The 18,255-nt window shown below is 71.7% G+C and carries 18 protein-coding genes and 1 pseudogene; 15 read left to right on the plus strand and 4 right to left on the minus strand.

What is annotated here, in order from left to right; all coding sequences use genetic code 11:
• Positions 1 to 87 precede the first annotated feature (87 nt).
• From HG542_RS36010 to HG542_RS01300, 12 genes and pseudogenes are all read left to right on the plus strand, one after another.
• Positions 88 to 159, plus strand: a pseudogene (locus HG542_RS36010) (putative leader peptide); the annotation flags it as partial.
• A gap of 205 nt (positions 160 to 364) precedes the next feature.
• The gene (locus HG542_RS01255) at positions 365 to 2,059 is read left to right on the plus strand and encodes a nitrite/sulfite reductase (RefSeq protein ID WP_171078079.1); all 1,695 of its coding nucleotides are present in this window, start codon (positions 365 to 367) and stop codon (positions 2,057 to 2,059) included.
• A gap of 85 nt (positions 2,060 to 2,144) precedes the next feature.
• Positions 2,145 to 2,321: a hypothetical protein gene (locus HG542_RS01260; protein WP_171078080.1), complete on the plus strand. Its 177-nt coding sequence runs from the start codon at positions 2,145 to 2,147 to the stop codon at positions 2,319 to 2,321.
• Positions 2,308 to 2,991, plus strand: a complete 684-nt coding sequence (locus HG542_RS01265; protein ID WP_171078081.1) for a phosphoadenylyl-sulfate reductase — start codon at positions 2,308 to 2,310, stop codon at positions 2,989 to 2,991. The genes HG542_RS01260 and HG542_RS01265 overlap by 14 nt, the downstream gene beginning before the upstream one ends.
• On the plus strand, positions 2,988 to 3,533 hold the full coding sequence (cysC, locus tag HG542_RS01270) for an adenylyl-sulfate kinase (RefSeq protein ID WP_171078082.1): 546 nt from the start codon (positions 2,988 to 2,990) through the stop codon (positions 3,531 to 3,533). Before HG542_RS01265 ends, cysC begins: the two co-directional genes overlap by 4 nt.
• Positions 3,530 to 4,438 (plus strand): sulfate adenylyltransferase subunit CysD, encoded by a 909-nt coding sequence (gene cysD / locus HG542_RS01275; RefSeq protein WP_171078083.1) that lies wholly within the window; start codon positions 3,530 to 3,532, stop codon positions 4,436 to 4,438. The genes cysC and cysD overlap by 4 nt, the downstream gene beginning before the upstream one ends.
• 2 nt (positions 4,439 to 4,440) lie before the next feature.
• Entirely contained in the window at positions 4,441 to 5,742 is a 1,302-nt protein-coding gene (locus HG542_RS01280) for a sulfate adenylyltransferase subunit 1 (protein WP_171078084.1), read from the plus strand.
• A gap of 215 nt (positions 5,743 to 5,957) precedes the next feature.
• Positions 5,958 to 7,055 (plus strand): aliphatic sulfonate ABC transporter substrate-binding protein, encoded by a 1,098-nt coding sequence (locus HG542_RS01285; protein WP_171078085.1) that lies wholly within the window; start codon positions 5,958 to 5,960, stop codon positions 7,053 to 7,055.
• Between the two features lie 26 nt (positions 7,056 to 7,081).
• On the plus strand, positions 7,082 to 7,867 hold the full coding sequence (locus HG542_RS01290; RefSeq protein ID WP_171078086.1) for an ABC transporter ATP-binding protein: 786 nt from the start codon (positions 7,082 to 7,084) through the stop codon (positions 7,865 to 7,867).
• The gene (locus HG542_RS34465; RefSeq protein ID WP_190076278.1) at positions 7,854 to 8,744 is read left to right on the plus strand and encodes an ABC transporter permease; all 891 of its coding nucleotides are present in this window, start codon (positions 7,854 to 7,856) and stop codon (positions 8,742 to 8,744) included. Before HG542_RS01290 ends, HG542_RS34465 begins: the two co-directional genes overlap by 14 nt.
• A 14-nt stretch (positions 8,745 to 8,758) precedes the next feature.
• Positions 8,759 to 9,526: a sirohydrochlorin chelatase gene (locus tag HG542_RS01295; protein ID WP_190076279.1), complete on the plus strand. Its 768-nt coding sequence runs from the start codon at positions 8,759 to 8,761 to the stop codon at positions 9,524 to 9,526.
• A gap of 95 nt (positions 9,527 to 9,621) precedes the next feature.
• Positions 9,622 to 10,347: a lysophospholipid acyltransferase family protein gene (locus tag HG542_RS01300; protein ID WP_171078088.1), complete on the plus strand. Its 726-nt coding sequence runs from the start codon at positions 9,622 to 9,624 to the stop codon at positions 10,345 to 10,347.
• 14 nt (positions 10,348 to 10,361) lie between these two features.
• On the opposite strand, the gene HG542_RS01305 is transcribed toward HG542_RS01300, so the two are convergent.
• Positions 10,362 to 10,796, minus strand: coding sequence for a rhodanese-like domain-containing protein (locus HG542_RS01305; protein ID WP_171078089.1), 435 nt, complete (start codon positions 10,794 to 10,796; stop codon positions 10,362 to 10,364).
• A 92-nt stretch (positions 10,797 to 10,888) separates the two neighbouring features.
• Between HG542_RS01305 and HG542_RS01310 the strand changes: the two genes are divergently transcribed.
• Positions 10,889 to 11,359, plus strand: a complete 471-nt coding sequence (locus HG542_RS01310) for an Lrp/AsnC family transcriptional regulator (RefSeq protein WP_171078090.1) — start codon at positions 10,889 to 10,891, stop codon at positions 11,357 to 11,359.
• 81 nt (positions 11,360 to 11,440) lie between these two features.
• Here HG542_RS01310 and HG542_RS01315 read toward each other — a convergent pair whose 3' ends face one another.
• Positions 11,441 to 12,640 carry a macrolide family glycosyltransferase gene (locus tag HG542_RS01315; protein WP_229922769.1) on the minus strand — a complete coding sequence of 400 codons (1,200 nt, stop codon included), beginning with the start codon at positions 12,638 to 12,640 and terminating at the stop codon, positions 11,441 to 11,443.
• 117 nt (positions 12,641 to 12,757) lie between these two features.
• Here HG542_RS01315 and HG542_RS01320 point away from each other — a divergent pair, with 117 nt between their 5' ends.
• Positions 12,758 to 13,630 carry a phosphotransferase enzyme family protein gene (locus HG542_RS01320; RefSeq protein WP_229922770.1) on the plus strand — a complete coding sequence of 291 codons (873 nt, stop codon included), beginning with the start codon at positions 12,758 to 12,760 and terminating at the stop codon, positions 13,628 to 13,630.
• A gap of 96 nt (positions 13,631 to 13,726) precedes the next feature.
• Here HG542_RS01320 and HG542_RS01325 read toward each other — a convergent pair whose 3' ends face one another.
• Both HG542_RS01325 and HG542_RS01330 read right to left on the minus strand, forming a co-directional pair.
• Entirely contained in the window at positions 13,727 to 14,410 is a 684-nt protein-coding gene (locus HG542_RS01325) for a 3'-5' exonuclease (protein WP_171078163.1), read from the minus strand.
• Between the two features lie 101 nt (positions 14,411 to 14,511).
• Positions 14,512 to 15,759, minus strand: coding sequence for a DUF5919 domain-containing protein (locus HG542_RS01330; RefSeq protein ID WP_171078092.1), 1,248 nt, complete (start codon positions 15,757 to 15,759; stop codon positions 14,512 to 14,514).
• 363 nt (positions 15,760 to 16,122) lie between these two features.
• Here HG542_RS01330 and glgX point away from each other — a divergent pair, with 363 nt between their 5' ends.
• Complete coding sequence (gene glgX / locus HG542_RS01335; RefSeq protein WP_171078093.1) at positions 16,123 to 18,249, plus strand: glycogen debranching protein GlgX; 2,127 nt, start codon at positions 16,123 to 16,125, stop codon at positions 18,247 to 18,249.
• The last annotated feature ends 6 nt before the right edge of the window (positions 18,250 to 18,255 follow it).

The raw sequence follows: 18,255 nt of genomic DNA on the forward strand, positions 1-18,255 counted from the left end.
CACGATAAGAGACGGCGCGTCTCATATTATGGAGAATGGTGGACTCGCCCGAGACCGCCATGCCACGCTTCCGTCATGTCCGGAGCTGGAATCGTCTTGGTGAGTCGGCGTCACGTCGACCTCTGCCGCATGTCCAGCGCCATCTGTCCGGCGGGCTGACCCGCTTCAGCGCACCTTCGCCCAGCCCCCGTTCACCGCTTGGCGCTTCACCTTTCCACCGCTCCGCCTGTCGCCGTCCCCACCGCCGCGGACGGGCGTCCCCCGCCGCGCACCGCCGTCGTACCCGCTTCCACCTGCACGGACGCGGATGTCACGGCCGGCTGCGCAGCTCCTTGAGTTCGGTCACCAAAGGACACACACCGTCATGGCTGCCACCTCGGAAACCCCCGCCGCCCCATCGCGGCGCAAGACCGGCCGTCACCGGGGCGAGGGCCAGTGGGCCGCAGGCCACTTCACCCCGCTCAACGGCAACGAGCAGTTCAAGAAGGACGACGACGGTCTCAATGTGCGGACACGTATTGAGACGGTCTACTCCAAGGCCGGTTTCGACGCGATCGACCCCAGCGATCTGCGCGGCCGGATGCGCTGGTGGGGGCTCTACACCCAGCGCAAGCCGGGCATCGACGGCGGCAGGACCGCCGTCCTGGCCCCGGAGGAACTCGACGACCGCTACTTCATGCTGCGGGTGCGCATCGACGGCGGACGCCTGACAACCCGTCAACTGCGTGTGATCGGTGAGGTTTCCGAGGAGTTCGCCCGCGGCACCGCCGACATCACCGACCGGCAGAACATCCAGTACCACTGGATCCGGATCGAGGACGTCCCCGAGATCTGGCGCCGGCTGGAGGCCGTGGGCCTGTCCACCACCGAGGCCTGCGGCGACACCCCGCGCGTGATCCTGGGCTCGCCGGTCGCCGGCATCGCCGAGGACGAGATCGTCGACGGCACCTGGGCCGTCGAGGAGATACAGCGCAGAATCGTCGGCAACCCCGCCTTCTCCAACCTGCCGCGGAAGTTCAAGTCCGCCGTCTCGGGCTCCCCGCTGCTGGACGTCGCCCACGAGATCAACGACGTCGCCTTCGTCGGCGTCCGCCACCCCGAACACGGGCCGGGCTTCGATGTGTGGGTGGGCGGCGGACTGTCCACCAACCCCCGCATCGGCGTGCGCCTGGGCGCCTGGGTACCGCTGGAGGACGTTCCGGACGTCCACGAGGGCATCGTGTCCATCTTCCGCGACTACGGCTACCGGCGGCTGCGCAACCGCGCCCGCCTGAAGTTCCTCGTCGCCGACTGGGGCCCCGAGAAGTTCCGCACCGTACTCGAACAGGAGTATCTGCTCCGGCGGTTGACCGACGGGCCGCCGCCCGAGCAGCCCCTGGCCCGCTGGCGCGACCACGTCGGCGTGCACCGCCAGAAGGACGGCCTGCACTATGTGGGCTTCGCGCCGCGCGTCGGCCGCATCGACGGAACCACCCTCACCAAGATCGCGGCACTGGCCGAGGAGCACGGCTCGGGCCGGGTGCGGACCACCGCCGAGCAGAAGATGATCGTCCTCGACGTCCCGGCGGACCGGACCGACTCGCTCGTCGCCGGGCTGGAGGCGCTCGACCTGCGCGTCTCCCCCTCCCCGTTCCGGCGCGGCATGATGGCCTGCACCGGCATCGAGTTCTGCAAGCTGGCGATCGTGGAGACCAAGGCCCGCGGTTCGGCGCTCATCGACGAACTGGAGCGCCGGCTCCCCGGGTTCGACGAACCCCTCACGATCAACATCAACGGCTGCCCGAACGCCTGCGCCCGTATCCAGGTGGCGGACATCGGTCTCAAGGGGCAGCTGGTCCTGGACGACGAGGGCCGCCAGGTCGAGGGCTACCAGGTGCACCTGGGCGGAGCGCTCGGCCTGGAGGCCGGGTTCGGCCGCAAGGTGCGGGGCCTGAAGGTCACGTCCGCGGAACTGCCGGACTACGTGGAGCGCGTACTCCGCCGCTACCTCGAACAGCGCACGGACGGCGAGCGGTTCGCCGCCTGGACGGCGCGGGCGAGCGAAGGGGACTTGTCGTGAGCGTCGCACGCGCGGCCGCCGGGCCGCAGACGGAAACGACACCTGCACGGGCGCCGCGCGGGCGGAGAAGCGACCGGGAGACACAGTGAGTGAGCGTGCAGCCCCTTTCTTCTGCCCCTACTGCGGCGACGAGGACCTGCGCCCGCACGAGGCGGGCCACGGCGCCTGGGAATGCGCCGCCTGCAACCGTGCCTTCCAGCTGAAGTTCCTCGGGCTCCTCGCCCGCGGGCTCGCCAAGGAGGTGCCCGGTGCCCGGACTTGAGCAACTGGCCCTGCAGGCCGGGCGCGAACTCGAGGACGCGTCCGCACCGGAGATCCTCGCCTGGGCGGCCGACACCTTCGGCGAGCGCTTCTGCGTCACCTCCTCCATGGAGGACGCGGTCGTCGCCCACCTCGCCTCCCGGGCCCGGCCCGGCGTCGACGTCGTCTTCCTGGACACCGGCTACCACTTCCCGGAGACCATCGGCACCCGGGACGCGGTCGCCGCCGTCATGGACGTCCGCGTCATCACGCTCACCCCGCCCCGGAGCGTCGCCGAACAGGACGCCGAGCACGGGCCCCGCCTGCACGACCGCGACCCCGACCTGTGCTGCGCGCTGCGCAAGGTGAAGCCGCTGGAGGAAGGCCTGCGTGCGTACGACGCGTGGGCGACGGGCCTGCGCCGCGACGAGTCCCCGACCCGGGCGCACACCCCGGTCGTCGGCTGGGACGCCCGGCGGGGCAAGGTCAAGGTCTCGCCGATCGCCCGCTGGACGCAGGACGACGTCGACGCCTACATCGCCGAACACGGCGTGCTCACCAACCCCCTTCTCCAGGACGGCTACGCGTCGGTGGGGTGCGCACCCTGCACCCGCCGCGTGCGCGAGGGCGAGGACGCGCGCGCCGGCCGCTGGGCCGGCCGCGCCAAGACGGAATGCGGACTGCACGAATGACAGAGACGACAGCAGGAGCCACGGTGTGGCTGACCGGCCTGCCGAGCGCCGGCAAGACGACGATCGCCCGCGCACTGGCCGGCCGGCTGCACGCCGAAGGGCGTCGGGTGGAGGTGCTGGACGGCGACGAGATCCGCGAGTTCCTCTCCGCCGGGCTCGGTTTCTCGCGACAGGACCGTCACACGAACGTGCAACGGATCGGCTTCGTCGCTCAGTTGCTCGCCTCGCACGGTGTGACCGTCCTGGTGCCCGTCATCGCGCCGTACGCGGACTCCCGCGAGGCGGTGCGCAAGCGCCACCAGGCGCACGGCACCGGCTATGTGGAGGTGCACGTGGCGACGCCGGTCGAGGTGTGCTCCGTGCGTGATGTGAAGGGTCTGTACGCGCGGCAGGCCGCGGGCGAGCTGTCCGGGCTGACCGGTGTGGACGACCCGTACGAGGCACCGGCCGACCCGGACCTGCGGATCGAGACGCACGAGCAGAGCGTGGCGGAGTCGGCAGCCGCCCTGCACGCACTGCTCAAGGAAAGGGGCCTGATATGACGGACAGCCCGTACGCGCTCACGCACCTGGACGCCCTGGAGTCCGAGGCGGTGCACATCTTCCGCGAAGTGGCGGGCGAGTTCGAGCGGCCGGTGATCCTGTTCTCCGGCGGCAAGGACTCGATCGTCATGCTGCACCTGGCACTCAAGGCGTTCGCCCCCGCCCCCCTGCCGTTCGCCCTGCTGCACGTGGACACCGGGCACAACTTCCCCGAGGTGCTCGCCTACCGCGACCGCGCGGTCGCCGAGCACGGGCTGCGGCTCCACGTGGCCTCGGTGCAGGAGTTCATCGACGACGGCCGGCTGCGCGAGCGGCCGGACGGCACCCGCAACCCGCTGCAGACCGTGCCGCTGCTGGACGCCATCACCGCGCACCGCTTCGACGCGGTGTTCGGCGGCGGGCGGCGGGACGAGGAGAAGGCCCGCGCCAAGGAACGGGTGTTCAGCCTGCGCGACGAGTTCGGCGGCTGGGACCCGCGCCGGCAGCGCCCCGAGCTGTGGCAGCTGTACAACGGCCGCCACTCGCCCGGCGAGCACGTCCGCGTCTTCCCCCTGTCCAACTGGACCGAGCTGGACGTGTGGCAGTACGTCGCCCGCGAGGAGATCGCCCTCCCGTCGATCTACTACGCGCACGAGCGCGACGTCTTCCGCCGCGGCGGCATGTGGCTGGCCCCGGGCGGCTGGGGCGGTCCGAAGGACGGCGAGGAGCTGGAGAGACGGCTCGTGCGCTACCGGACGGTCGGCGACATGTCCTGCACCGGCGCGGTGGATTCCGACGCCGTGACCATCGAGGCCGTCATCGCGGAGATCACCGCGTCCCGGCTCACCGAACGGGGCGCCACCCGGGCCGACGACAAGCTGTCGGAGGCCGCGATGGAGGACCGCAAGCGCGAGGGGTACTTCTAGCCATGTCCAGTACGACCATCGAGGCCGGCACGACCTCGCTGCTGCGGTTCGCCACCGCCGGATCCGTCGACGACGGCAAGTCCACCCTCGTCGGGCGGCTGCTGCACGACTCCAAGGCGGTGCTGGCCGACCAGTTGGAGGCCGTCGAGCACGCCTCCCGCAGCCGCGGCGCCGCCGCACCCGACCTCGCCCTGCTCACCGACGGGCTGCGCGCGGAGCGCGAGCAGGGCATCACCATCGACGTCGCCTACCGCTACTTCGCCACCCCCCGCAGGCGGTTCGTGCTGGCCGACACGCCCGGGCACGTGCAGTACACCCGCAACATGGTGACCGGCGCGTCGACCGCCGAGCTGGCCGTGGTGCTCGTCGACGCCCGCAACGGCGTCGTCGAGCAGACCCGGCGGCACGCCGCCGTCGCCGCCCTGCTGCGCGTCCCGCACGTCGTGCTGGCGGTCAACAAGATGGACCTCGTCGACTACGCGGAGCCCGTCTTCGCCGCGATCGCCGAGGAGTTCGGCCGCTACGCCTCCTCGCTCGGCGTGCCCGACGTGACCGCCATCCCCGTCTCCGCCCTCGCCGGCGACAACGTCGTGGAACCGTCCGCCCACATGGACTGGTACGGCGGCCCGACCGTGCTGGAACACCTGGAGACCGTGCCCGTCGTCGCCGACCCCAGCGGCGAACCGGCCCGGTTCCCCGTCCAGTACGTCATCCGCCCGCAGACCGCCGAGCACCCCGACTACCGCGGCTACGCGGGCCAGATCGCCTCCGGCGTGCTGCGGGTCGGCGAGCAGGTGACCGTGCTGCCGTCCGGGCGCACGAGCACGGTCACCGCGATCGACGCGCTCGGGCAGGCCGTGGACGTGGCCTGGGCGCCGCAGTCGGTGACGGTGCGGCTCGCCGACGACCTCGACGTCTCGCGCGGCGACCTCATCGCACCCGCGGCGGCCGCCCCCGCGCCGACGCAGGACGTCGAGGCGACCGTCTGCCACGTCGCCGACCGGCCCCTGCGCCCCGGCGACCGGGTGCTGCTCAAGCACACCACCCGCACGGTGAAGGCCATCGTCAAGGCCGTCCCCTCGCGCCTCGCCCTGGACGACCTCTCCCAGCACGCCGACCCCGGCGAGCTGGCCGCCAACGACATCGGCCGGGTGGTGCTGCGCACCGCGGAGCCGCTCGCGCTCGACGCCTACGCCGACTCCCGCCGCACGGGCTCGTTCCTGCTGATCGACCCGGCCGACGGGACGACGCTCACGGCGGGCATGGCGGGAACGTCTTTCGGGGGACGCCTTGGCGCCCCGTAGGGGCGCGGGGAACTGCGCGACCAGCCCCCACCGGCCCGCAGCCGACGCACCGCCCGGGTCCGGGGCGCAGCCCCGGGAACGCCGGCTGCGGGCGCGTCGTGGCCGATCGCGCAGTTCCTCCCCCAGCTACCGCTGGGGGTACCGCCAGCGCCCCTGACGGGGCGCGGAGGTCCGCCGGCCACGCCCCAGCTCCGCCCACCGAGAGGAACGCCCCCGTGCCCGCAGCCGTCCGCCGCACCCTCGCGGCCCTCGCCGCCCTGCCCCTGCTCATCCCGGCCCTCGGCGCCTGCGGTTACGGCTCGCAGAAGCAGGCCGGCGCCGCGGCCACGGCATCGTCCGGCAGGAAACTGTCCGCGAACACCGTGCGCATCGGCTACTTCCCCAACATCACCCATGCCACGGCCCTGGTCGGCGACCAGGAAGGCATCATCCAGAAGGAACTGGGCGGCACCCGGCTGAAGTCGACGACCTTCAACGCCGGACCGTCCGAGATCGAGGCGCTCAACGCCGGTTCGATCGACATCGGCTGGATCGGACCCGCCCCCGCGATCAACGGCTACGTGAAGTCCAAGGGCCGCAGCCTGCGCATCGTCTCGGGTTCCGCGTCCGGCGGCGTGAAGCTCGTCGTCGACCCGAAGAAGATCGCCACCCTGGACGACGTCAAGGGCAAGAAGATCGTCACTCCGCAGAAGGGAAACACGCAGGACGTGGCGTTCCTCAACTGGATCGCCGGGAAGGGCTGGAAGGTCGACCCGCAGAGCGGCAAGGGCGACGTCTCCGTCGTCCGCATGGACAACAAGGTGACGCCGGACGCCTTCAGGTCCGGCTCGGTGGACGGCGCCTGGGTGCCCGAGCCGACGGCCTCCAAGCTCGTGTCGGAGGGCGGCAAGGTGCTGCTCGACGAGAGCACGCTGTGGCCGGACAGGAAGTTCGTCATCACCAACGTGGTGGTGTCGCAGAAATTCCTCGCCGCACACCCGGACGTCGTCGAGGCCGTGCTGCGCGGCTCGGTGAAGACCAACGCGTGGATCGCGGCCCACCCGCAGCAGGCGAAGGAGAGCGCGAACGCGGCGCTGAAGAAGCTCTCCGGCAGCGGCCTGCCCGCCGCCGTCCTCGATCCGGCGTGGGCGTCCCTCACGCTCACCGACGACCCGCTGGCCGCGACCCTGGACGCCGAGGCGTCCCACGCCGTCACGGCCGGGCTGCTGGACAAGCCCGACCTGACCGGCATCTACGACCTGAGGCCGCTCAACAGGGTCCTCGCGGGCGAGGGCAAGCGGCCGGTCGGCGCCGCGAACCTCGGTCGGCAGTAGGCCCGTTCCCCCCTGGAGGTGACCGGATGGCTCCGGCAACACTCACCACCGGCACGGCCGTCGCCGTCCGGCTCGACCACGTCCACAAGAGCTTCGGCCGGCCGGGCCACGGCGGCCCCGCCGTGCCCGTCCTCGACGACATCACCCTCGACGTCCGCCAGGGCGAGTTCGTCTGCCTGCTGGGCGCATCCGGCTGCGGCAAGTCGACACTGCTGAACCTCGTCGCGGGCCTGGACACCCCGACGTCCGGCAGCATCGAGGTGCCCGGCGGCCGCCCCGCCCTGATGTTCCAGGACCACGCCCTCTTCCCGTGGCTCACCGCCGGCCGCAACATCGAGCTGGCGCTGCGGCTGCGCGGCGTGCCCCGGCCCGAACGCCGGGCGGAGGCCGAGCGGTTGCTGGACCTCGTCCGCCTGGGCGGGGCGTACGACAAGCGGGTGCACGAGCTGTCGGGCGGCATGCGGCAGCGCGTCGCCCTGGCCCGGGCGCTCGCGCAGGACAGCCGAGTGCTGCTGATGGACGAACCGTTCGCCGCGCTCGATGCCATCACCCGCGACGTGCTGCACCACGAACTGGCCCGCATCTGGGCCGAGACGCAGCTGTCGGTCCTGTTCGTCACGCACAACGTGCGGGAGGCCGTGCGGCTGGGCGAACGCGTGGTGCTGCTGTCGTCGCGGCCGGGCCGGGTGGCCCGCGAGTGGACGGTCGGACTGCCGCAGCCGCGCCGCATCGAGGACCCGGCCGTGGCGGACCTGTCCGTCGAGATCACCGAGGAACTGCGGGGGGAGATCCGCCGACATGGCCGGAACTGACACAACGGGCACGAGCACCGGCACGGAACTGGCCGGCCTGGAGGCCGGGCTCGACGCGCTGGAAACCCCTCTCGTGCGGCGCACGCCGTGGCGGGAGGTCCTGTGGCGGAAGGTGCTGCCGCCCGTCACGGCGGTGATCGTCGTCCTGGCCGTCTGGAAGCTGCTGGTCCTGGCGCACGTCACCGACGACTACAAGCTGCCCGACCCGTCGGCGGTCTGGCACAGCCTCCGCGAACTGTGGCTGAACGGCACCCTGTTCGACATCATCTGGACGAGCGTCTCGCGCGGCCTGCTCGGCTTCCTCGCCGCACTCGCCATCGGCACCCCGCTCGGTCTGCTGGTGGCGCGGGTCCCGTTCGTCCGGGCGGCACTGGGCCCGGTGCTCTCGGGCCTGCAATCCCTCCCGTCGGTGGCGTGGGTGCCGGCGGCGGTCATCTGGCTGGGCATCACGGACGCGGCGATGTACGCGGTGATCCTGCTGGGCGCGGTGCCGTCCATCGCCAACGGCCTGGTGTCGGGCATCGACCAGGTGCCCCCGCTGTATCTGCGGGCGGGCCGCACGCTGGGGGCGACGGGGGTGCGGGGCGCACGGTACGTGCTGCTGCCGGCGGCCCTGCCGGGCTACGTGGCGGGCCTGAAGCAGGGCTGGGCGTTCTCATGGCGGTCGCTCATGGCCGCCGAACTCATCGCTTCCTCACCGGACTTGGGCCTTGGTCTGGGCCAGTACCTGGAGAACGCGCGAACGGATTCGGACATGCCGGGGGTACTGCTCGGCATCATCATGATCCTGTTCGTGGGCATCGCCATCGACCTGGCGGTCTTCAGCCCGCTGGAGCGGCGGGTGCTGCGCACACGGGGCCTGGCGGCGGGCCGGTGAAGCCGGCGAGACCCGTGAGAGAGGCACTCGTCCTGGTCGCGCACGGCAGCCGCGACCCGCGCCACGCGGCCACCGTGGCGCGGCTGCGGGCGCGGGTGGCGGAGCAACGGCCGGGGCTGCGCGTGGAAGTGGGCTTCCTGGACTTCTGCGCCCCGGGCGTGGGACAGGTCCTGGAACGGCTGGCGGCGGAGGGCGTGCGGGATGTGGTGGCGCAGCCGCTGCTGCTGACGCGGGCCTTCCACGCCAAGGCGGACGTGCCTGCGGTCCTGCGCCGGGCGGCGTCCCGCCTGCCGGGCCTGTCGCTCGTCCAGGCCGAAGTCCTGGGTCCGTCGCCCCTGTTGACGTCGGCCCTGGAGAGACGGCTGTACGAGGCCGGGGTGCGCCCCGGCGACCGGCGCTCGACCGGGGTCGTCCTGGCCTCGGCGGGCTCCTCGGACCCGGAGGCGATCGCGGTGATCGCAGCAGTCGCGCGGGAGTGGCGGCACACCGGTTGGTGCGCCGTGCGGCCCGCGTTCGCCTCCGCCTGTGCACCGCGCACGGAGGACGCGGTACGGGCCCTGCGGGCAGCGGGAGTTGACCGCGTCGCGGTGGCCCCGTACGTCCTCGCGCCGGGCCGCCTGCCGGACCGCATCGCGGCGGGCGCGGCGGCGGCCGGGGCGGATGTGGTGGCGGACGTACTGGGTCCGGCACCGGAGGTGGTGGATTTGCTGCTGCGACGGTTCGACGAAGCACCGGCGGTAACAGCGACGGCAGGAACCACGGCACTCGAAATGGCTCAATAGGCCCTCTCGCCACTGATCCCCGAAGGCCATTAGCGTCACGCGGCGCGGGGGGTCGCATTGGTCAGTGATCGGATTGGTCAGAGAGGCTCACTGAGTTGTTCTACTTCCTCTTCAGGGCCGTGGTGCTCGTCCCGCTGCTGCGCTGGGTCTTCCGCCCGCGGGTCGAGGGCATGGAGCATGTGCCGGACACGGGTGCGGCGATCATCGCGGGAAACCATCTGTCCTTCTGCGACAGCTTCCTGATGCCGGTGATGGTCAAGCGCCGGGTCACGTTCCTGTGCAAGAGCGAGTACTTCACCGGCCGCGGCCTCAAGGGCCGTCTCACGGCGGCCTTCTTCCGCGCCGTCGGCCAGATCCCCGTGGACCGCTCGGGCAACGGCGCGGGCCGCGCCGCGGTCGAGACGGGCCTCAAAGTGCTGGGCGGCGGAGAGCTCCTCGGCATCTACCCCGAGGGGACTCGCTCGCCCGACGGCCGCCTCTACAAGGGCAAGGTGGGCGTGGCGGAGATGGCCATTCGGTCGGGCGCGCCGGTCATACCCTGCGCCATGATCGGCACCTTCGAGGCCCAGCCGATCGGCCGCCGCCTGCCGCGCCTGGTCCCGATCACCATCCGGTTCGGGGAACCGCTGGACTTCTCCCGCTACGCGGGGATGGAGGAGTCGCGCGAGGTGCTGCGGGCGGCGACGGACGAGATCATGTACGCGCTGCTGAAGCTGTCGGAGCAGGAGTACGTGGACGAGTACGGCTCCAAGGCCCGCGCGAGGGCGGGTGCGGGGCCGGCGCAGCCGCCGTCGCTGACGGTGCGGGCCCAGGCGGCCTGATCCCGGCGGACGGCTCAGCAGGCGCAGCCGACGGCCCCGACCGGAGCCGTCAGCGGGTCGGCGGCCTGCTGCACGACGCCGTTCACTCCGTCGACGGGGAAGCCCTCGCGGATCCAGTACTCGATCCCGCCGATCATCTCCTTGACGGAGTACCCGAGCCGGGCGAGGGCGAGGGCGGCGCGGGTCGCGCCGTTGCAGCCCGGGCCCCAGCAGTAGGTGACGACGGGTACCGCAGGGTCCGGCAACTGGGCGGCGCGGGACGGGATCTCGGCGGTGGGCAGGTGCACGGCGCCCGGCACGTGTCCCTGCGCCCAGGCCTCCGCTCCGCGCGAGTCGACGAGTACGAACCCGGGGTCGCCGGAGACCAGCGCGGAGCGGACGTCGGACACGTCGGTCTGGAAGGCGAGGCGGGCGGCGAAGAAGGCGGCTGCGTGCTGTGGTGTGGTCATATCCGAACGCTATGGCCCCCGCTCGTCAGGCTGAACCGGCGATCAACGCCCCTCTCCGCTGAGCGCCGTGGAATCCGTGGTATCAACGGTCGATGGCCGACGATTCCCTCGACACCACCGATATACGCATCCTCGAAGCGCTCCAGCGCAACGGGCGCGCCAGCTATGCCGAGCTGGCCCGCAGCGTCTCCATGTCCCCGAGCGCCGTCACGGAACGGGTCCGGCGCCTGGAGGAGACCGGCGTCATCTCCGGCTACTCGGCCGACGTGAGCCCGGAGGCCCTGGGCCTCGGCATCCTGGCCTTCATCCGCCTCCGCTACCCCAACGGCAACTACAAGCCGTTCCACGACCTGCTGGACACGACCCCGGAAATCGTGGAGGCCCACCATGTGACGGGCGAGGACTGCTTCGTCCTCAAGGTGGTCGCCCGCTCGATGCGCGACCTGGAGCGGACGGCGGGGCGCATCGGCACGCTGGGAGCGGTGACGACGAGCGTCGTCTACTCGAGCCCACTGTCTGGCCGGGCGGCTACGGCGGTCATGACTGCAGGAGGCTCGCCGTGACCGTCCCATGAGAACGGCGGCCACCGCGCCCCGTGGGGGTGAAGCGCGACGGCCGCCGTCCGCAGCGGACCGTACCAGGGGTCACCCCCTGGACCGAAGTTCCGCCTCGATCAGGTCCGCGGCACGCGGAGTGCCGCCCTCCGCCGCGAGCTCCGCCTTCAGCTCGGCGCAGCGCGCCGCAACCCCCGGGTCACCCGCAAGGGACAGCACCGCCTCCCGCAGCACCTCCGCGGTGGCGGACTCGGCCGGGACGTGCCGCGCCACGCCCAGGCCCTCCAGGATCGCCGCGTTGCCGAACTGGTCGACCGCCTGCGGTATCGCCACCATCGGGACCCCGCATGCGAGGCCCTCCTGGGAGCCGCCCATGCCGGCGTGGGTCACGAAGACATCGGCCCGGCGCAGGACGGCCAGCTGCGGTATCCAGTGGTGGACCTCGAAGTTCGGCGGGACATCGCCCAGTTCGGCGGTGTCCACCTGCTTGCCGATCTGCAGCACCACGTGCCACCCCGCCAGGCCGCCGAACGCCTTGATGCACTCGCGGTAGAACTCCGGCCGCTTGTTGAATGTGGACCCCAGCGACACCAGCAGCACCTTCTCGGCGTCCGCCGGGCGCTCCCAGTCGCCCTGTTCGCTGCGGTCGCCCTGGCACGGGCCGGTGAAGGTGTAGACGCTTTCGTCGACCAGGTCGGCGTGCGGCTGCATGGCCCGCGGGATGAGGGCGAGGCAGCGGTCGGGGTGGCCGACGAAACGGTCGTGGCCGATGGTGATGCCGTTGCCGGCGAGCCACTCGGCGAAGCGGTCGTAGTAGACCCGGCCCCGCTCGCTCCGCTTGATCTCCTCGAACTGCCGGGCAATCGGGCTGTCTTCGCTGCCCTGCCAGGCCACCATGTGCGGCGAGAGCTGGACGATGGGAACATTCCAGCGATGGGCGAGGACCCGCGCCGGGTAGGACGTGCTGTCGTACAGCACCAGGTCCGGCACGTCGCCCTCGTACGCCTCCGCGAGCTGCGGAAGCGCCTGGACCGCGTCGTCGAAGAACAGCTCCATGTATCCGATCTGTTCGGTTCCCCAGGCCTCCGGGTCGCCGGCGTCCGGGAGCGTCGAGCGGTAGACCACCGGCTCGGCACCCGTCGCGGCGACGACGTCCGCGAAGGACTCGGGTATGGCGTACGTCACCCGGTGGCCGCGGGCGACGAGTTCGCGGATGACGTCCAGATTCGGGTTCACGTGGCCGTGGGCCCCGATGCTGAACATGGCAATGTGGGCACTCTGTTTGGGCATGCCCACAGACTAGACGAGACGCCCCGTCTCGCGTCCACCGATTTTCCGGGCCCCGGTGAAATCCGGCCACCGGGCCCGGGAGACACTGGCAGGCCCATGGAGAGCGAAGGAGAAGGTATGGACGTGGCATTCACCGAACACCGGGCGCGCGCCCTGCTCGCCGCCTCGGGCGCACCCCTCCCCGCCCCCGCCGCCGCACTCCTCTCCCTCGGCGAGAACGCCGTCTTCGCCGCCGACGGGCTCGTCGCCAAGGTCGGCCGCGACGCCTCGCTCCTCCCCCGCGCCGAGCGCGAACTCCGCATCGCCGCCTGGCTCCAGGAGCACGGCGTCCCGGCCGTCCGCGCCGCAGCGCCCGAGGTGCTCGTGGCCGACGGCCACCCCGTGACCCTCTGGCACCGCCTCCCCGAGGCCGTCCGCCCCGCCGGCCCCGCCGATCTCGCCCCCCTCCTGCGCAGGGTCCACGCCCTCCCCGAACCGGACTTCGGACTGCCGCACCGCGACCTGCTCGGCGGCGTCGAGCGCTGGCTGCGACTGGCCGGGGACGCGATCGACCCGCGCGACGCCGACTACCTCCGCGAGCGCCGCGACGGCTTCGCCTCAGCTGCCGCCGCCCTCACCCCGCACCTGACGCCCGGCCCGATCCACGGCGACGCACTCCCCCGCAACGTGCACATCGGCCCCGACGGTCCCGTGCTGCTGGATCTGGAGACCTTCGCCACGGACTTCCGTGAGCACGACCTGGTCGTCATGGCGCTCAGCCGCGACCGGTACGGGCTGGACCCGGCGGCGTACGAGGCGTTCGTGCACGCCTACGGCTGGGACGTCCGCGAGTGGTCGGGCTGTTCCGTCCTGCGCGGCGCCCGCGAGACGGCGAGCTGCGCCTGGGTGGCGCAGCACGCCCCCGGAAACCCGGCCGCTCTCGCGGAGTTCGAGCGACGTGTCGCCTCGCTGCGGGACGGGGATGCGGCGGTGCGCTGGTACCCGTTCTGAGCGGTCGTACCGTGCCCCCTCAGGGGCGCTGGGGGTACCCCCAGCGGTAGCTGGGGGAGGAACTGCGCGAGCAACCAGACACAACCCGCAGCCGGACTACCGCATCGGCCACTCCCCCTCCACAACCGCCTCGGCGTCCCCCCGCCCCCGCAACCACGCCTGGTATCCCGCCGCCCACTCCGCATACCAGCGCCGCTGGTCCGCATGCAGCTGCCGGATATCCGCCTCCGCCACCTCCGGGTACCGCGCGGCCACCGCCCGCGCCACCCGCACCGCGGCGAGCGCATCCGCCCCCGCCTCGTGCGCCCCGTCCAGCACGACACCGTACTCCGCGCACGTCGCACCCAGCGTGCGCCTCCCCTTGCGGTAGCGGTCGACCGCCCGGTCGATGGTGAACGGGTCGACGACCGGGCCCACTTCGCCGAGCGGCGGCAGCCCGTGCCGCCGCAGCTCCGCCGCCAGCAGGCTCAGATCGAAGCGGGCGTTGTAGGCGACGACCGGCACGCCCATCGACCAGTGCCCGGCCAGCACGGCCGCTATCTCCTCGACGACCTCGCGGGCGGGGCGGCCGCGGGCCGCCGCCTCCTCGGTCGTGATGCCGTGTATCGCCGCCGCCTCGGCCGGAATCGGCACCCCCGGATCGGCCAGCCAGTGCCGGCTCCCCAGGAGCACCCCGCCCTTCGTCTCGACGACCGCCGCCGTGACGATCCTGGCCTGCGCCGGATCCGTACCCGTGGTCTCCAGGTCGAAGCCGATCAGCAGCTCCCCGTGCCAGCCCATGGTGCCCATGGCGATCCCCCCTCAGGTGGTGCTTCCCCCGTCTGGCCACCCAGCCTGCCACGCACCACTGACAACCGGTCCTCCCGGCCGGAAAGGGCTGCTCAGGACACCGGCCGGGAGTCCGCCCACACGCCCTCGAACTCCTCGCGGTACGTGTCGAAGAGCCCGCCCGTGTCGTCGGCGGCACGCCCCTCGCGCACCACGGACCGGCCGCCCCCGCGCAGCACCAGCACCGGCGACTCCATGCCGCGGGCCTTGCGCAGGTACGACTGCACGACGGCCAAACCGTCCGATCCATCCCCATTGACCAGATACGCCGTGAAACGCGGCGTCTCGTCGAAGACACGGATCTCGAAGGCTCCCGGATCGCGCAGCCGGTCACGGACCCGCCGCATGTGCATGATGTTCATCTCGACGGACCTGCTCATCTCGCCCTTCTTGATGCCCAGTTCCCGCTCCCGGCGGCGCACCGCGCTGCTGGCCGGGTTGAGGAAGAGCAGCCGGGCCCGGCAGCCGGACTCGGCGAGGCGGACGAGGCGGCGCCCCGAGTAGTTCTGGACGAGCAGGTTGAGGCCTATGCCGACGGCGTCCAGCCGGCGGGCGTTGCCGAAGAGGTCCTCGACGGGCAGCTGCCGCTGCAGGCGCACACGGTCCGGGTGGACGCCCACGACGTCGGCGTAGCGGTCGCCGACGAGGTCCTCGACGGCGTCTATGGGCAGCCGGTCGGCGGAGGTCGGCCCCGTCCCGCTGCCGCCGAGGATGTCGAGCAGCCGGGCCGAGGCGCGTTCGGCCTGGGCCAGGACGGTCTGGGAGAGCGCGCGGTTGCGGGAGACGACGTTGCGGGCGACCTCCAGCTCGTCCAGCGCCAGTTCGAGCTCGCGCCGGTCGTCCAGGTACGGCTCGAAACACGGCCAGTGCTGGACGAGCAGTTCGCGCAACTGGGGCAGCGTGAGGAAGCTGAGGACGTTGTCGTCGGCCGGGTCGAGCAGATAGCCCTTGCGCCGGCTGACCTCCCGTACGGCCACGGCGCGCTGCACCCACTCCTGCCCGGCGGGGCCCGCGGCGGCGACCACCCACTCGTCCTCGCCGTGCACCGGCTCGTACACCGGCCGCAGCACGGCGGCGACGACGGCGCGCAGCCGCTGCTCCACCAGGTTCAGCCAGATGTAGGCCCGTCCGGCCCGGCGGGCGCGCGTGCGCACCTCGCTCCAGGCCTCGCTGCCCCAGTCCAGTTCCGCGCCGATCTCCCGGGGACGCGTCAAGGACACCACACCGGGTGGTGTGCCGGTCGAACCGTCTCCCTCGGGACACCCGTCTCCGGGGGGCAGCTCCAGTCCGCCCGAGCTCACCTGTGCACCCGCCTTCCGCCCCCGTCCAACGATCAAGGCAGATTACTGTGCGGGCGGGATGCGGCGCACACGCGCTCCGCCGGGCTTCGGCCAACTGGGTCCGTCGACCGGTGTGTTGTCCTGAGCCCGGGCGCAGCACGTGAGCTGATTCATAGCCAGATCGTCCTCCGGTCGTCGCCGGGACGCCGTCCGGTCGTCGTCCGGTCGCTCTGCGGGCCGCTGCTGTCACCCGCTTGGACGCGATCCGCCGCCCCGCCGGTTGCCCCCTGCGGCCGCTCGTCCGCACCGTATGCACTGCCGGTGCTCCGTGAGCGCCGGTGTGAATGACCGGGAAGAGACCCCGGGAGGTGGAAGACTCCCCTCATGCAGGTGTGGCCTGGACAGGCGTACCCCCTCGGCGCCACGTACGACGGCGCCGGGACGAACTTCGCGGTGTTCTCCGAGGCGGCCGAGCGGGTCGAGTTGTGCATGGTGCACGAGGACGGCTCCGAAACGGCGGTGGAACTGCGGGAGAGCGACGCCTTCGTGTGGCATGCGTATCTGCCCGGCGTGATGCCCGGCCAGCAGTACGGCTTCCGGGTGCACGGCCCGTACGAGCCGGGACGCGGGCAGCGTTGCAACTCCGCGAAGCTGCTGCTCGACCCGTATGCGAAGGCGGTCAGCGGTGCGGTGGACTGGGGCGAGGCGGTCTACGGCTATCACTTCGGGCGTCCCGAGAAGCGCAATGACCTTGATTCCGCACCCCACATGATGACCTCCGTGGTGGTCAATCCGTATTTCGACTGGGGCAACGACCGCCCGCCGGGCACCGACTACCACCGCACCGTCATCTACGAGGCCCACGTCAAGGGTCTGACGATGCTTCACCCGGCGCTGCCGGAGGAGATCCGCGGCACCTACGCAGGGCTCGCCCACCCTGCACTCATCGAGCACCTGACGGAACTCGGCGTGACGGCGATCGAGCTCATGCCGGTCCATCAGTTCGTCAACGACCACCGGCTGGTGGACGCCGGGCTGGCCAACTACTGGGGCTACAACACCATCGGCTTCTTCGCCCCGCACAACGCCTATGCCTCATGGGGCGACCGGGGCCAGCAAGTACTGGAGTTCAAGTCGGCGGTGCGGGCGCTGCACGCGGCGGGCATCGAGGTGATCCTCGATGTCGTCTACAACCACACGGCCGAGGGCAGCCATCTGGGGCCGACGCTCTCCTTCCGCGGCCTGGACAACGCCTCCTACTACCGGCTGGCGGACGACCCGCGCTATTACATGGACACCACCGGCACCGGCAACTCCCTGCTGATGCGCAGCCCGCACGTGCTGCAGCTCATCATGGACTCGCTGCGCTACTGGGTGACCGAGATGCGCGTGGACGGATTCCGCTTCGACCTCGCGGCCACGCTCGCCCGGCAGTTCCACGAGGTGGACCGGCTGTCGTCGTTCTTCGACCTGGTGCAGCAGGATCCGGTCGTCAGCCAGGTGAAGCTGATCGCCGAGCCGTGGGACGTCGGCGAGGGCGGCTACCAGGTCGGCAACTTCCCGCCGCTGTGGACCGAATGGAACGGCAAGTTCCGGGACACCGTGCGGGACCTGTGGCGGGGCGAGCCGGCGACCCTCGCCGAGTTCGGCTCCCGACTGACCGGTTCCTCAGACCTGTACCAGGGCGACGGACGGCGGCCGCTGGCCTCCATCAACTTCGTCACCTGCCACGACGGTTTCACATTGAACGACCTTGTCTCGTACCACCACAAGCGCAACGAGGCCAACGGCGAGGACAACCGCGACGGCGAGAGCCACAACCGCTCCTGGAACTGCGGCGCCGAGGGCGAGACGGACGACCCCGCGGTACTCGCCCTGCGCGAACGCCAGATGCGCAACTTCATCGCCACGCTCATGGTGTCCCAGGGCGTGCCCATGCTCAGCCACGGCGACGAATTCGCCCGCACCCAGCACGGCAACAACAACGCCTACTGCCAGGACAACGCGATCTCCTGGCTGCACTGGCCGCACCCCGCCGAGGACTCCTCGGCCCGGGCCCGCCGCCTCCTCCGCTTCACCCGCTCCCTGGTGTGGCTCCGCCGCGACCACCCGGTCTTCCGGCGCCGCCGCTTCTTCCACGGCCGCCCGATGCAGGGCACACACGACGAGCTGTCCGACATCTCCTGGTTCACTCCGGAAGGAGATGAAATGCGGGACTCCGACTGGCAGGCCGCCCACGCCAAGTCCCTGACCGTCTTCCTCAACGGCAGCGCCATCTCCGAACCCGGACCGCGCGGCGAGCCGGTCACCGACGACTCCTTCCTGCTGATGTTCAACGCCCACGAGGAACCGCTGGACTTCGTCGTCCCCGTCGACCACGGCCGCCAGTGGCAGGTCGTCGTCGACACGGCCCGCCCGGAGGGTGTCTCGACGGACGGCCCGAAGATGGCGGCGGGCGAGCGGCTGACGCTGACGGACAGGAGTTTGGTGATCCTGCAGAGGCCGGGGTAGGGGTAC

Source organism: Streptomyces morookaense, from assembly GCF_013030945.1.
GTDB lineage: Bacteria > Actinomycetota > Actinomycetes > Streptomycetales > Streptomycetaceae > Streptomyces > Streptomyces morookaensis.